This window comes from Bartonella sp. A1379B (assembly GCF_002022485.1).
Lineage (GTDB): Bacteria > Pseudomonadota > Alphaproteobacteria > Rhizobiales > Rhizobiaceae > Bartonella > Bartonella rochalimae.
In genome coordinates this window covers 1-15,605 of sequence record NZ_CP019780.1, presented here as the reverse complement: position 1 = coordinate 15,605, position 15,605 = coordinate 1, and the positions used below count along the sequence as shown (strand labels likewise).

At 35.6% G+C, this 15,605-nt stretch carries 13 protein-coding genes; 4 read left to right on the top strand and 9 right to left on the bottom strand.

Going from position 1 to position 15,605, the window contains the following annotated elements; genetic code table 11:
- Positions 1-56 precede the first annotated feature (56 nt).
- Positions 57-1,274 (bottom strand): hypothetical protein, encoded by a 1,218-nt coding sequence (locus BA1379B_RS00070; protein WP_078673501.1) that lies wholly within the window; start codon positions 1,272-1,274, stop codon positions 57-59.
- A 608-nt stretch (positions 1,275-1,882) separates the two neighbouring features.
- On the opposite strand from BA1379B_RS00070, the gene BA1379B_RS00065 reads away from it, so the two are divergent.
- The gene (locus BA1379B_RS00065) at positions 1,883-2,440 is read left to right on the top strand and encodes an SH3 domain-containing protein (RefSeq protein WP_035005556.1); all 558 of its coding nucleotides are present in this window, start codon (positions 1,883-1,885) and stop codon (positions 2,438-2,440) included.
- A gap of 61 nt (positions 2,441-2,501) precedes the next feature.
- On the opposite strand, the gene irrA is transcribed toward BA1379B_RS00065, so the two are convergent.
- Positions 2,502-3,008 carry an iron response transcriptional regulator IrrA gene (gene irrA, locus BA1379B_RS00060; protein WP_172802084.1) on the bottom strand — a complete coding sequence of 169 codons (507 nt, stop codon included), beginning with the start codon at positions 3,006-3,008 and terminating at the stop codon, positions 2,502-2,504.
- A gap of 221 nt (positions 3,009-3,229) precedes the next feature.
- Between irrA and fabA the strand changes: the two genes are divergently transcribed.
- Genes fabA through fabI form a run of 3 tightly spaced genes read left to right on the top strand, consistent with a single transcriptional unit; the run spans position 3,230 to position 5,906 of the window.
- On the top strand, positions 3,230-3,739 hold the full coding sequence (gene fabA / locus BA1379B_RS00055) for a 3-hydroxyacyl-[acyl-carrier-protein] dehydratase FabA (RefSeq protein ID WP_035005555.1): 510 nt from the start codon (positions 3,230-3,232) through the stop codon (positions 3,737-3,739).
- A 58-nt stretch (positions 3,740-3,797) separates the two neighbouring features.
- A complete protein-coding gene (fabB, locus tag BA1379B_RS00050; protein ID WP_035005554.1) occupies positions 3,798-5,018 on the top strand; it encodes a beta-ketoacyl-ACP synthase I in 1,221 nt (406 codons plus the stop codon).
- 48 nt (positions 5,019-5,066) lie between these two features.
- A complete protein-coding gene (gene fabI / locus BA1379B_RS00045; protein WP_078673500.1) occupies positions 5,067-5,906 on the top strand; it encodes an enoyl-ACP reductase FabI in 840 nt (279 codons plus the stop codon).
- A gap of 179 nt (positions 5,907-6,085) precedes the next feature.
- Here the strand turns inward: fabI and cyoD are convergent, their stop codons facing one another.
- The 7 genes from cyoD to dnaA all read right to left on the bottom strand — a co-directional run bounded on the left by cyoD (position 6,086) and on the right by dnaA (position 14,986).
- The gene (gene cyoD, locus BA1379B_RS00040; RefSeq protein ID WP_035005551.1) at positions 6,086-6,589 is read right to left on the bottom strand and encodes a cytochrome o ubiquinol oxidase subunit IV; all 504 of its coding nucleotides are present in this window, start codon (positions 6,587-6,589) and stop codon (positions 6,086-6,088) included.
- Complete coding sequence (locus BA1379B_RS00035; RefSeq protein ID WP_078692266.1) at positions 6,589-7,260, bottom strand: cytochrome (ubi)quinol oxidase subunit III; 672 nt, start codon at positions 7,258-7,260, stop codon at positions 6,589-6,591. The genes cyoD and BA1379B_RS00035 overlap by 1 nt, the downstream gene beginning before the upstream one ends.
- Complete coding sequence (gene cyoB / locus BA1379B_RS00030; protein WP_035005547.1) at positions 7,257-9,275, bottom strand: cytochrome o ubiquinol oxidase subunit I; 2,019 nt, start codon at positions 9,273-9,275, stop codon at positions 7,257-7,259. Before cyoB ends, BA1379B_RS00035 begins: the two co-directional genes overlap by 4 nt.
- Before the next feature lie 78 nt (positions 9,276-9,353).
- Positions 9,354-10,325 (bottom strand): ubiquinol oxidase subunit II, encoded by a 972-nt coding sequence (gene cyoA / locus BA1379B_RS00025; RefSeq protein WP_035005544.1) that lies wholly within the window; start codon positions 10,323-10,325, stop codon positions 9,354-9,356.
- A gap of 599 nt (positions 10,326-10,924) precedes the next feature.
- On the bottom strand, positions 10,925-12,067 hold the full coding sequence (gene recF, locus BA1379B_RS00015) for a DNA replication/repair protein RecF (RefSeq protein WP_078692265.1): 1,143 nt from the start codon (positions 12,065-12,067) through the stop codon (positions 10,925-10,927).
- Positions 12,068-12,079: 12 nt separating this feature from the next.
- A complete protein-coding gene (gene dnaN / locus BA1379B_RS00010; RefSeq protein WP_078673497.1) occupies positions 12,080-13,201 on the bottom strand; it encodes a DNA polymerase III subunit beta in 1,122 nt (373 codons plus the stop codon).
- A gap of 210 nt (positions 13,202-13,411) precedes the next feature.
- Positions 13,412-14,986 carry a chromosomal replication initiator protein DnaA gene (gene dnaA, locus BA1379B_RS00005; protein ID WP_035005534.1) on the bottom strand — a complete coding sequence of 525 codons (1,575 nt, stop codon included), beginning with the start codon at positions 14,984-14,986 and terminating at the stop codon, positions 13,412-13,414.
- Between the last annotated feature and the right edge of the window lie 619 nt (positions 14,987-15,605).

Sequence of the window (15,605 nt, the reverse complement as noted above, 5' to 3'; positions counted from 1 at the left end):
ATTGTTATTTTTTCTTGTTGTCAAAGTCCAGGTTGAGTTATTTTTCAAACTAAAATTTACAAGAGCTCCATTAGCGATAGAAACCCCCCTTTGAGGGTAGACTGATCAGCCTGAATTTCTATAATTCCTCCCTTGGCTTTTAATAAAAGATCGCCAGAGATATTAGAATTTTTTGATAATTTAACAATAGATATTTTCTCATGAGCATAAAAATTTTCCATTAAAGAATTTTGTTTTGTGATATAAATCGCTGGATATTTTTCAGCTGTAATAGTTGAGTTTTCAATATCGACCTTTTCCCCCACCATATTTCTGTTTACAGGCTGATACATTGTTATACCATAAGTATTAGAAACAGAAACTCGCCCATCCTTTAAAAAAATAGATCCCCCTGTATCTAGATACAATCCACCTCTATCATCTGTTGTTCCCTTATCATCGTTGTTTTTTCCAGTAATTATGACACCATCTAAATCAGCATGTCCCTTTTCTCCTACAAGCACCCCCACTCCATTTGTAAAATCAATTGACCCATTTATCATTTCAAGCTTACTGTTATTATTGGCGATATACATCCCTAAAGAATCATAAGGGTACTCATTACTTCCACCACTCTTCACTGTAATTTTTACATTAGTTAAGGAAATATCACCCTGAGATGACTTATCTATTACAGCACCTGTACCAACAACATCTATTGACCCATTTGTCATTGTAATTTTGGCATTACACATCTTATTAAGAGAACATCCAGCATATAAACCCATATTAGCACGCTGTTCCTTCCCTTCTCTCAATGTAATATTCACATTCTCTAACTCTATTCCTTGACTACTCCACGAGCTTACTCCTATACTTCTCTCATAATAATTCAAATTAATTGTTCCACCCACCATTTTAATTGCCCCATTTTCACTAGCGGAAAGGCCTTCTGCTACTTCCTTGATAGTTGAATTCTGCAAAATAACTTTTCCATACTCTTTTGCAAATACACCTGTTTTAGAGTTAGTAATGGTAATGTTCTCCGCATTAATAACTGTCCCTGATTTTTCTGCGGATACTGCCTTAGAAAATGAAGAACCCTTCTGCTCATTTAATTGATAACTCTTACTCGTAAAAGTATGTGTTTTACCATCAGAACATTTAAGAAAAGAACTACTCTCTGAACAATCTGTCATTTCAGATGTCGCATTAACATCTATATTTTGTAAAAAGAAAAAGGCGCTTGTTGTACAAGCACAAACGTAAGTGTAATTTTTAAAAACTTTAAGCATAATTTTGCCTCAATTTTTTCCTTCCAATCAAAATTAACATCTCGAAAGATATATCTTAACAACTAAAAAGTGTATTATCATATCTTTGCAATTGTTTTAATTTAATACATTATGTGTTTTATTTAATACGTTATGTATTTTATGTAAAGCAAGAAATAAATTGTCAGATGTTCCTAATGAGATATCTTATTTTGCAAGAAACAAAACTTTTTCATGCTCGATATCATCGATTACCTTAGATCATCTTTCTATGTAAGAATCATTACTCTTTACTTGGAAACGAATTTTTATCATATCAAGATATCTAGTTTATGATATTAATTTAAGCGCTACGCCTTAAAGTGGCACTACATTTCATAAACAGGAAAAAAATCATATATTTTACTACTTTGTAGAAAAAATTTCATAGCAAATACATGACTGATTGATTGTATTGAACTGACATAAAAATTTTCAAACCTATATACTATTTGAGCTATTTTTTATAATAATATTCGGAGTATTTAGACCTTTTTAACCAAATGTATGCCATGCTCGAATAAAGTTTCGAATCTATCCTCCGTATCTCAAATGGCAAATTACATAAATGAAGAAAAAGAGGTGTAAATATGAAACATTTTATTTGGTTTCGTTTTTTTGTACTCTTATCATGTATATTAATGACAGGAGGGCTTCTATTTGGGTCTCTTTCCTTTTCACATTCGCAAACACTCAATCAAGATTTAGGTCCTAGTGGTTTACCACTTCCACGATTTGCTTCGATAAAATCTGCTCGTGTTAATATGCGTGTTGGGCCAGGAAATAATTATTCTATTATCTTTACTTATCAAAAGCAGGGACTCCCTATTGAAATTATCCAAGAATATGATCAATGGCGCAAAGTTCGTGATGCAGAAGGAGATGAAGGATGGATTTACCAATCACTCTTATCAGGAAAACGAACTGCAATAACTATTCCGTGGCAAAAGGACAAAACACACAGACTCATGTTACGTAAAAATCCAGGAGATAATGAGAAAATTGTAGCAGAAATAGAACCTAATATCATCGGTACTATTCGCCAATGTAATGGAATCTGGTGTGAATTAGACATCCGTAACGCTCGTGGCTGGCTTTATCAAACCCAATTATGGGGAATTTATCCTGACGAAAAAATTAAAAATTAAAAAAGCTTAAACTATCAGCATTTTATTTTTATTCTTCATACAATCCTTGAAGTCCGTAAAATTAAATAGAACTCTTTGTAGAACTCTTTGGCCTTAAACGAATGATTAAATCGACATGTGAAATTTCCATATCGTTTGGTGGTTGAGGGAGATTTTCAATGATAGGAGAACCTTCCAAATTACAAGGAATATCAAGAATACGATTTTCACCCTCAACATAGAAATGATAGTGATTAGATGTATTCGTATCAAACCAAGTTTTCGAACCTTCTACAGCAATAATCCGTAATAAACCTGCTTCTGTAAACTGATGAAGAGTATTATAAACTGTCGCCAAAGACACAGGCACACCGGACCTAACTGCCTCTTCATATAACTCCTCAGCAGTCACATGGCAATCACCTTGAAAAAAAATCATATTAGCCAGTTCTAATCGTTGGCGCGTTGGCCGCAAACCATTTTTACGCAAACGCTCTTTTAACTCAGATAACGAATGGCAATTCACAACTTCCTTACGATTTTCGATAAATCGTTCTTTTTTATTCAATCTCAAGTCATCAGTACTCATCTAGGATATTATAAATCTTCCTACATGCATATGCAAGTTTGGTTTGCAATTTAAACACAATGAAAAAACAAGATAATAAATATTTTAAATGATAATCCTTTGTAATAAGAAACATAAAAAACTTTTTTCACCATAAATAATATAAATCATTTCCCTCTCCTGAAAATTTGCTCTAAAAGTAGATTAGGATAGAGGCATAAAAAAGAAATATGGAAATAACAATGGCTGAACAAAAGTCTCATTACACTTATGAAGAGCTTTTAAGCTGCGCTCGCGGCGAAATGTTTGGTAAAGGTAATGCACAATTACCTGCACCTCCAATGTTAATGATTCACCGAATCACTCAAATCAGTGAAACTGGTGGAGAATATAACAAAGGAGTAGTTTGTGCTGAATTTGACATTACTCCAAACTTATGGTTTTTTGATTGTCATTTCATCAACGATCCTGTTATGCCAGGGTGTCTTGGTTTAGATGGTATGTGGCAATTGACGGGTTTTTTTCTTGGATGGTTAGGTGAACTAGGAAAAGGACGTGCTATTTCAACAGGAGAAGTAAAATTATCAGGCATGGTAACTCCGCAAACTAAATTGCTTCAATATGAAATAAATTTTAAACGTATTCGACGTGGACATTTGGTTTTAGGAATAGCAGATGGATGGTTAAAAGCAGATGGAGAAACAATCTATAAAGCCAATGATTTACGTGTCGCTTTGTTTAAAGAAAGTTAGACATTCTTTCAACAAGTTAAAGGTATTTTATTACTCTATAGGAAACAAGGAGGTATGAATGCATCGAGTTGTTGTAACCGGAATGGGTATTATCTCCGCAATTGGAAATGAGCTTCAAACTGTTTTAACGAGTTTATATGAAGCAAAATCAGGAGTTTGCTACGCACCCAAGCACGCTGAATTAGGTTTCCGGAGTAGAGTCTATGCTAAACCGAATATTAACATAGAAGAATTTGTTGATCGGCGAGCCATGCGTTTCCATGGCTATGGAACAGCGTGGAATCAGATTGCTATGGATAGAGCAATTGCTGACGCAGGTTTAGAACCTAATGAAGTATCAAATGAATATACTGGTATTATTATGGGCTCTGGAGGACCATCAACTCGATCAATTGTTGAAGCTGCTGATCTTACACGCCAAAAAGGTCCAAAGCGCGTTGGACCTTTTGTTGTCCCCAAAGCAATGAGTTCTACAGCTTCAGCAACTCTCGCAACCTTTTTTAAAATTAAAGGGATCAATTATTCAATTTCCTCAGCTTGTGCTACATCCAATCATTGTATTGGAAATGCTTATGAGATGATACAATACGGTAAGCAAAATCGCATCTTTGCAGGTGGTTGCGAAGATTTGGATTGGACATTATCTGTTTTATTTGATGCTATGGGTGCTATGTCCAGCAAATATAATAATACACCAGAAACAGCTTCACGTGCCTATGATATTAATCGTGATGGATTTGTCATTGCTGGTGGAGCTGGTGTTTTAGTTCTTGAAGAACTGGAATTAGCTAAAGCACGTGGTGCTAAAATTTATGGCGAGATTGTTGGTTATGGTGCTACATCCGATGGTCATGATATGGTCTCTCCATCTGGTGAAGGAGCAGAAAGATGTATGCGTATGGCTCTTGCAACCATAAAAAATAAAATTGATTATATTAATCCTCACGCAACAGCAACAATTGTTGGTGATTCCTCTGAAATAGATGCAATTCGTCGTATTTTTGGAGGAGGAGACCAATGTCCCCCCATCTCCGCCACAAAATCTTTAACTGGGCATTCTTTAGGTGCAGCAGGTGTTCAAGAAGCAATTTATACACTGTTGATGATGAATCACAATTTTATTTGTGAAAGTGCTCATATTGAAGAACTTGATCCAGCTTTTTCCGATATGCCAATTGTTCGTAAACGTCTCGATAACCAAAAACTTAATACCGTATTATCAAATACTTTTGGCTTTGGTGGTACCAATGCAACGCTTGTTTTCCAACGCTATACATAAGCAGGAACTCTTAGTGTATTGAAACTAGCATAGTCTATGGAGAATAATATGAAAGGTTTGATGAAGGGCAAACGAGGTCTTATTATGGGAATTGCAAATGACCATTCGATTGCTTGGGGTATTGCTTGTCAATTAGCAAATGCAGGAGCTGAGCTGGCTCTTACATATCAAGGAGAAGCTTTTGGAAAACGCGTCCAGCCACTAGCAGAAAAGCTTGGTTGTAAATTACTACTAGAATGTGACGTTGAAAAAGTTGAAAGTATCAATCGTGCATTTGAATATCTTGAAAAAGAGTGGGAAACTATTGATTTTGTTGTCCATGCTATTGGTTTCTCAGATAAAACGCAATTAAAGGGGCGTTATGTTGATGTTACAACACGTGAAAATTTTAATCGTACAATGGTTATTTCAGCATATTCCTTTACTGAAATTGCTCAACGCGCAGGTAAACTCATGCCTAATGGTGGTGCATTATTAACACTCACTTATGGAGCTTCACAGAGAGTTGTTCCTAATTACAATGTCATGGGTATAGCTAAAGCAGCTTTAGAAGCTATGGTGCGTTATTTAGCGACAGATTTTGGGCCTCAAAATATTCGTGTTAATGCAATTTCAGCTGGACCTATTCGGACATTAGCTGGTAATGGCATTGCATCTGCACGAGCAATCTTCTCATACCAACGCCGTAATGCACCTCTACGTCGTACTGTAAATATTAATGAAATTGGAAATGCGGCTCTTTACTTACTCTCCGATTTATCATCAGGTGTTACAGGTGAAATTCATTATGTCGATTCAGGCTATAACGTCTTGTCTATGCCAACACTTGAAGAACTAAAACAAAGCGAAGAAGCTCAAGAAAATAAAAACTCACACAACGAAAAATAGTAGCAACGTCTATTGTAAAAAACTATAAAGTTGAAAAGTACCTTAAACTTTAAAAATGTATTTAACACCCCTTAATAACCAAAAAGCCACGTTATAAGCTTTAAAATTAAAAGGCTCTATCTTCACAATAACAGTTTTAACAATTGATTACTGATTTTCTTCTCTTCAAAAAAGTTGCTTTATTGATCTGATATCTCAGAAGGCTGTTCTATTGTTTCTGGAGTTTGTTCAATCGTCTCGAAAGTGTTAGAGGGCTGCTCTATTGTTTCTGGTACACTCTCAATTGTTTCTGGTACATTAATGGATTTTTCTTCTAATATATTTGTATTGATATCTGGTCCAACAATACGCCCCGAACCGCCCATCATATTATAATTCAAATGAGATATAGCCCACCAAGTACCACCGATGATAATGAAAACACACATAGCTGTAAACAATAAAGCTGTTAGATTCCATCTGGCATCTGGACCAGAATTCAAATGCAAAAAGAAAACAATTTGTACAATAATTTGTATAAGTGCCATCCCAATAAGATAAATAACCTTTGTACTAATAGCCCAACTATCTAATAATCCATACATTACAGGAATAAAAGAACCTAAAGTAAAAAGAACAGCTAAAATAAAGCCAACTAGATAAGAACCAATACTTGGCTCATGATTTTTATCATACACGCTCATTACAGTGCTCCTAACAAATAAACCATGGTGAAGACACCAACCCAAACAATATCAAGTAAATGCCAGAAAATTGAGAGACATGTTAAACGTGTTTTATTATCCTGATCCAAACCACTACGACGCAGATGAAAAAACATTACAACCATCCACAATAAACCGACACTCACATGAAGACCATGGGTACCAACCAACGCAAAAAATGCTGACCAATAAGCAGATAGAACATTTCGCCCAAAAGATTTTATGCCTGTTGTAGGATCAACACCAGCATAAGCATTAGGATCGTAATAGAACACCTCATTCAGCAGTTCATAAAATTCATAAATTTCCATTCCAACAAAGCATAATCCAAACGCGAAGGTAATTGCCATCCAAACGCGTAGCTTAGCAAGAGATCCCTTATGAGCATACACCATAGCAAACCCATAAGTAATTGACGATAATAATAAAATTGCTGTTTCAACCAAAACAAAGTTTAAATTAATAAACTCATTACCAGCTTTACCTCCTCCATAAGAAGCAGAAAATACAGCAAAACTCGAAAACAATGTTGAGAACAAAATTAAATCTGAAAGAATGTAAACCCAAAATCCAAATATTATTATTGAACTACTATGATGATCATGATGATGTTCGTCCGTGCATACATGATTCATTGTTGTCGCACTCATACTTTTACCCCTTGTTTTTCTAAAACAGCTGTGAAGATATCTTCTGTTTTTTGCACCTCTTCGGCTGAAATATAATAACCATGATGATCACCCATTAATGAATGATAAATAATCGTTGTAACAAATCCAACTAATCCTAAAATAACCAACCACCAAATATGCCAAACAAGAGCAAAGCCAACAATTAATGAGAAAAAGCCTGCAATAATTCCAGCTGATGTATTTGAAGGCATATGGATCTTTGCAAACCCACTTGTCGGACGCTGATAACCTCTCTTTTTCATATCCCAATAGGCATCCTCACTCTGCACTTCTGGAATAACTGCAAAATTATAAGAAGGAGGAGGAGAAGAAATAGACCACTCAAGTGTTCGTGCGTCTCCCCAAGGATCATTTGATGTTACCGGCAAACGCCCTTTATGCTTAATACCATACCAAATTGCTAAAAGCATTTGTAATACAAAACAAAGTATACCAAGAAGAATAATAAAAGCACCTACTGCAGCAACCATAAACATCGGCTGCCAACCTGGCTCAATATAATGCTGAAGACGACGCGTAGCACCCATTAATCCAAGGAGATAAACTGGAAAGAAAGCAAGGTAAAAACCAATAAACCAGCACCAAAAAGATGCAATACCTAATATACGATTTGGTTTAATGCCAAAAACTTTTGGAAACCAAAAGGCTAACCCAGCTAAATAAGCAAAAACAACACCTCCAATAATCGTATGATGGAAGTGAGCAACTAAAAATAAAGAATTATGAAACTGCCAATCAGCAGGAACAATCGACATCAAAACACCGGTTAATCCGCCACCAACAAACGTAAAAATCATTCCCATGCACCAAAGCATTGGAGGTTCGAAACGAATCCGCCCCTTATACATAGTCAATAACCAATTAAAGACTTTAACACCCGTCGGAACTGCTATGATCATCGTAGCAATACCAAAGAAAGTGTTCACAGCTTCACCTCCTCCCATTGTAAAGAAGTGATGCCCCCAAACAAGAAGCGAAAGAACCAAGATCACTACAATTGCCCATATCATTGAGGCATAACCAAAAAGGCGCTTTGAAGAAAATGTTGAGACGATTTCCGAAACAATTCCAAAGGCAGGCACAACTAAAACATAAACCTCTGGATGACCAAAAACCCAAACATAATTAATCCACACCATTGGGTTCCCACCAGCAACATTAGTAAAAAAATTCATGCCTAAATAACGGTCAGCTGCCAAGAGTACAAACGCAACAGCTAAAACAGGATAAATAACTAAAATAAGAATGTTACTAACAAAAGCAGACCAACAAAAAACAGGCATTTTCATCATCGTCATTCCAGGAGCACGCATTTTGATAATGGTTGCCACAAAATTGACTGATCCCATCGTTGTTGCAATACCAGAAAGCTGAAGAGACCATAAATAATAATCCACTCCTGTATCTGGACTATTTTGCAATTCTGAGAAAGGTGGATACATTAACCAACCACCACGACCAAAATTACCAATACCAAGTGATATATTAATTAATACTGCTGCCGCAACTGTGATCCAAAATCCTAGATTATTCGCAAATGGAAATGCAACATCACGGGCACCAATCTGAAGTGGTATAAGATAATTGAAAAGACCAAATAAAATTGGTGTAGCCATGAAGAAAATCATAATCACACCATGTGCTGAAAAAATCTGATCAAAATGCTCAGGAGGTAAATAACCTGCTGCTTCACTTCCAAACGCTAAAGCCTGATGTGTTCGCATCATAATTGCATCAGCAAAACCACGAACAAGCATAATAATGCCGAGAATGATGTACATAATACCAATTCGTTTATGATCAACAGTCGTAATCCAATTTTGCCAAAGAACTTTCCACCAACCAAGTACTGTTAAAGCAATAATAACAGCTAAACCGCCCAAAATAATTGCAATACACGTATAAAGAACAATTGGCTCATGTGCAAGTGCATGAAAAGCAGCTGCTGTAGGATCTGTAAGTCTTCCAAACATTTTCTATCCTATACAAATTTAATTCTAATTGAAAAGAATCCTTATTTAAAAATGGTTTCTTTCTCGATTAACTATTTCCTAAATAGCACTTGGATCAAAAACTGAACAAAGTGTACCCCAAAGCGTCTGAGCAGCAGCCCGCTTCATTAAATCTTCATTACAGATGACATTTTCACCAACACACCGATTGACAATACGATAATAAAGCTGTTTTTCAACAGGAGCGAAATAACGCACTTCAGCGTCTTTCTCTTTCGCAGCAATATCACCCATAAGAGGAGAAACAGAAAGTTGACGATAAGATAAACGATCAAGCTTTTGACCATTTGCCCGAACTTTAGCAACCCAATTATCGAAATCATTCAATGGTACAGAATGCCATTTAAAACGCATATTTGCAAAACCATCACCACTATAATTTGCTGAGCTGCCATTGAATACACCTTGTTTATCAGCCATTAAATGTAATTTAGCATTCATCTGTGGCATAGCATAAATAACTGTACCAAGTTTTGGCACCCAGAACGCATTAACTGAGCTCTCTGATGTTATTTGCAATAATACTTGACGACCTTGTGGTGCATAAATTTCATTAACCGATGCAATACCATATTCAGGATAAATAAATAACCACTTCCAATCTAGTGCGACAACATCCACTTGCAAAGGCTTTTCTTCACCAACAACATCCGTAGGAAGAGCATTTGAGGGTTCAAGCTTATAAGTGTAATGCGCTGTTAATAGCCCTAAAACCATTACAATAATAACTGGAATGCCCCACATAAAAGCTTCAATTTTATTTGAGTGTCCCCAATCCGGTAAATAATCTTCTGTTGTTTTCGAAGCACGATATTTTATAGCTAAAAAAACCACTGCAATCATTACTGGAATTACAACGCATAACATAACAACAACACATAAAATAATTAAAATAAGCTGTTGGCGCGCAACATATCCCGCAGGCTGAAGAACATCAACTTTACAACTAGATAAAAGCAATGCCATCCATAAAACCGCGAGTATCTTTATTTGTTGAATAAAGTCTCTCATTCCTATCTTCCCCGTACATGCCCCCTAGCAGTTCTCATTAATATACAACAATAATGTCTCTTAAATGTATCTTATTTATTCAAACAAAAATTATCAAGCAAATTTATTGCCATTAACCAGTTTTAGCCTTTAAACTATATTAAAATGCTTATCAATATATTTAAATATAAGCTAATATCCTTCACAACAGCATCCAACAATAACCCCATTTATTGCTGTAAAAATAATGAACTTTTCCCATTAATTCTAGTGAGTTCTAAAAATATTTTTAATACATCAAAAACTGCAAAAGACGTATAACTATAAGCAATTGAATTGATAATCAATCTGACACTCACTTCAATGACTGTTTATATCCAATCTACGAGTTGATTTGCACAATTACTTTGATAATTTGATAAGAAGTGTAATGTTATTATAAATCCTACTGCTCGATCTTTACATGATCTTTCACTATCTTCTAAAGTCGCAGTGCTATAAATTTCTAGCTCATGTGTACTAAAAAGTTTAAATTAGGATCATTCAAAACCATTATAATCGTAGATATGATGAGCCTTTTATTTCAATTATTTGCTCATAAAAAGTTATTAATACATTGCTTATTGCAATAAAACACCATTTTCAATTTCAAAAAACTCTGCCCGTCCTTTTAAAGAGTCAAATAAAATATGATCTGTCCCTGTCATAAATGCTTGCCCACCTAAATCATCAAGAATATCAAATAAAGCAGCGCGTCGGTGAGAATCAAAATGAGCAGCTATTTCATCGAGAAGGAAAATAGGCGTCATATTAGATATCATACTTGTTAAACGTGCATGACACAAAACTAAGCCTGTTAATAAAGCTTTTTGTTCACCAGTTGAACATAATGTCGCATTCATATTTTTATCTGCGTAAAAAACTTGTAAATCTGTACGGTGTGGACCTTCTAATGTCCGGCCAGCAACACAGTCTATAGCACGATTGTTACGCAATCGATTCAAAAATTGCTCTTCAACTTCAATAGCAGACATTTCTCTAAGCGCTTTTTCTAAAAAACCATCAACTTGTAAAAAAGCTCTTGGAAAAGGTACACAAGAAGAAACTTGCGCAAACGTATCATTTAAAAGCTGAATAACATCAACCCGCGCTGCTGCAATGGCTGTTGCAAGTTCAGCCATTTGAACCTCTAAAGTATCTAACCAAACACGATCATTATTTCCATCTAAAAATAAACGATTCCGTGCACGCATAACTCTGTCATAATCAGCTATACGACGGCCATGCAAAGAATCAATAGATAAAACCATACGATCTAAAAAACGACGTCGATCAAGTGCAGGCCCTATAAAAAGCCCATCCATAGAAGGTGTCAATATACTAATATGGCAATAGTCCATTAAGCAATCACTTGCTTCATTCACACCATTAATATGTACTTTTCTACCACCATCATTAACTTCTAAAGCTGTACCAATATTTGCTTCACCATAAAGTGCACACTGAAGACGCGCAAATACAACAAACCCTGTACCACTTCCCTCAGAATAACTGATATCAGAATAAGCCGCACGCCGCAAACCACGACCAGGAGAAAGAAAAGACAGTGCTTCTAAAAGATTGGTTTTGCCAGCACCATTACGACCTGTAAAAACGACATGATGACCTAATAAATGAAGAACTAAAGAACAATAATTACGATAATTTTCTAATTTCAGTTGTCTAACAGCCACTTTATGTATATGGCCAATACTGCTTCGCAAAACGCATTATCCTTAAACACGAACAGGCATCAGCACATAAAGCGCATTTGTATCACCATTTCCACGAATCAATGTTGGCGCCGCAGAATCAGCAAACATACAAATCATTTCATCACTTGAAAGTTGTGCTGCAATATCCAATAGATATCTTGAATTGAAACCTATCTCAAGGGGATCAAATACATAATCCGCAACCAATTGATCTTTTGCACTCCCTGAATCAGGATTGTTCACTACAAGTTTTACAATCCCTTTTTCAATCGTCAATTTTACTGCACGCCCACGATCGCTTGAAATTGTTGAGACACGATCAACTGCAGCAGAAAAATCTTGCCGATTGATAATCAACTTTTTATCATTTCCTAATGGAATAACACGTTGATATTCTGGAAATACTCCATCAATTAGCTTTGATGTTAAAATCACAGACCCAACAGAAAAACGAATCTTTGTATCTGAAAGCTCTATACACACATCGTTATCGGCTTCTTCCCCAAGAAGTTTTTGCAACTCTCCCACAGTTTTACGAGGAATGATAACACCTGGCATGCCATCAGCTCCCGAAGGTGCTTCTATATCAACCTGTGCTAAACGATGACCATCAGTAGAAACCAAACGCAACTTCAAAATATCATCATAAATGACATGAAAATAAATACCATTCAGGTAGTAACGTGTCTCTTCAGTAGACATAGCAAACTGCGTACAATCAAGTAAATATTTCAATCTTGATGCTAACAAAGAGAAGCGACAACTAAACTGACCTGGAAGTGATTCCGGAAAATCTACCTTAGGAAGACACTGCAACTGAAAATTAGTACAACCAGATGTAATAGACATAGTACTTGCCTGATTTTCATTAACGTCTAAAATAACATCACTATCATCAGGAAGTTTGCGAACAATATCATAAAGCAAATGTGCTGGAACAGTTATTGCCCCGGCTTGTTCAAGATTGACTGAAGAAGTTTCTATGATTTCTAGATCGAGATCTGTTGCTTTTAATTGCATCCTTCCATCACTTGTATCTATCAATACATTTGATAAAATAGGAATAGTATTACGACGCTCCACAATACGGTGAACACGACTAAGAGATTTGAGCAGCTGACTGCGACCAATTGTAACGCGCATAAAAATCCCTGTTTATAACTTATTATCCAAAATAACTATAGGAATCCGATAAACCAAAAGCAATCAATTGACTTACAATTGCCATATGCTCAAATTTTAATAAACTTCTTTTAAAATAGCAAGATTTTAATACAAATTTAATACAAACCAAAATTATTATTTTTATCAATCTCCTCTGATCTTATTAATAATCAGAAAAAGATTATAATACTATGCGGCATGTTCTCCTATTAATCGCTTAAGTAACTCAAGCTCTTTAGCTAAAGTTTGATCATCACAAACTAAATCTTCAATTTTACGTACAGCATGTAAAACAGTCGTATGATCACGCCCCCCAAAACGGCGTCCAATTTCAGGTAATGAACGAGGTGTTAAAACTTTTGCCAAATACATCGCAACTTGCCGTGGCTTCACAATTGTACGTGTTCGACGATTAGACAATAAATCCTGCCTAGAAACATTATAATGACGTGCAACAGTACGTTGAATTTCCTCTATTCGAATACGTTTCGATTCACCTGAACGTGTCAAATGACCTAATAATTCATCAATTCGCTCTAAAGATAAATCAACTTCAAAAGATTGACGAAATAACAACTGGTTAAAAGCTCCCTCAATATCACGACCTGATCCTAAAACCGTTTTAGCAATATATTCCAAAATCTCATCAGAAATTGTAATCATATTATCATCTTGTTGTGCAACTTTTAATCGTTGGCGCAACATTGCCAAACGCATCTCATAATCTGGCGTTTCAATTTCAAGAGCCACACCTCCTTGAAGACGAGAGCGCACACGAAGATCAAGCGATTCTAATTCTGCTGGTGGACGATCAGCAGCCACAATAACTTGTTTGGCACTATCGAGTAACATATTCAGCAAATGGCAAAATTCGCGTTGAATTGATTTCCCTTGTAAAAATTGCATATCATCGATAATTAAAAGATCAATGTCACGCAATTGCTCTTTGAATGAAAGAGCATCATTATCACGAATGGCCACAGCAAAACGCCACATAAAATATTCAGCAGTCAAATAAATAACCCGCGCAGGTGTCAAACGTTTAAGCGCAGCTGCTGCAATAGCCTGAAGCAAATGTGTCTTTCCTAAACCAACAGACGCATAAATAAAAAGGGGATTAAAGCGTAAAGAACTTTTATGTCCTTCTGCAATCGAGCGCGCTGCAGCCAAAGCAACACGATTCGAAGTACCTTCAATAAAATTCTCAAAAGTATAGCGAGAATCAAGTGGAGAACCAAAAACACCCTCTTGATTACTTTTAACTGATTGCTCGGCATAACTCTCAACTAAAGAAGAAACAGGTTGCTCTTCAGGCTCAATCACAATCGAGCTTTTATTAGATCCACATAAAAAACCTTTTGAAACACGTTCCATACTTCGGACAATAACTTCAACGCGAAGAATCGCTGAATTCTCCTGCTGCCATAAAGTAGTTAAAAGAGTGCTATAATGATTATTGATCCACGAACGTAAAAACGCTGTAGGAACAGAAAGTTTTACAAGATTACGATTATACTCAGCAAGTTTCAAACGGCCAAACCAACTCGTATAAGCCTCAACACCAATTTGGGCTTTTAACTGCGCCATTACACGTGCAAAAGCAGCAGCGCCCTCTTCCTCTGAAAAAACTAGAGGTCCTAAAGAGGACTTAACACTAACTGGCCCTTTTATCTTCATCATTTCATTTATCATTTTCTCTGTCGATAGGATATCCACTGCAACCTTTTTAAAGGAACTAGCTTTAGAATTCAATTTATTCACCATTTTTTATCCCAAAAAAAACTATAATCCCGCCCTACCAAACAGCTAAAATCTGTCTGGCGAAAGCAGAGACACACCCTTCCCCAAATAAGATTATTCATCCTCCCCTTAGGATAGTCTTAGTACAACCCTACTAACAAAGATGATCAATAAGATTTATCTTGTTTAATTGTATGATACGATACGCTTTCCGAAACTGAAAACAATCAATAATGAAAGTTAAAAAACACCGCTAAAAACTGCTTAACATGCATCCACAAACAGAGCATAAGATAAAGCATTCTCTATAAAATATGATATAGAACACTTACCTGACGTAAACCTTGCGTATTTTCAATTTTCATAAGGAACATACAAAACAGCACAGGTAAAATGCAAGAGGCTAAAATGAAATCAAAAGATCATAAAAAACGACTATAAATTTGTATTTGCAAAAAGAAAATAAGAAAGACTATTGATTCAAATAACTTTTTTTTTGTAAAGTTTACCGATAATTAAAGATTTCATGTATTAAAAATAAAAAATAAAAAAAGCTTGACAAAAAACGACTCTATAGAAATCCACAACACTTGTGGATAACTATCTAAATATAAAAAACAACAATACTTATTTGAAAGTAATC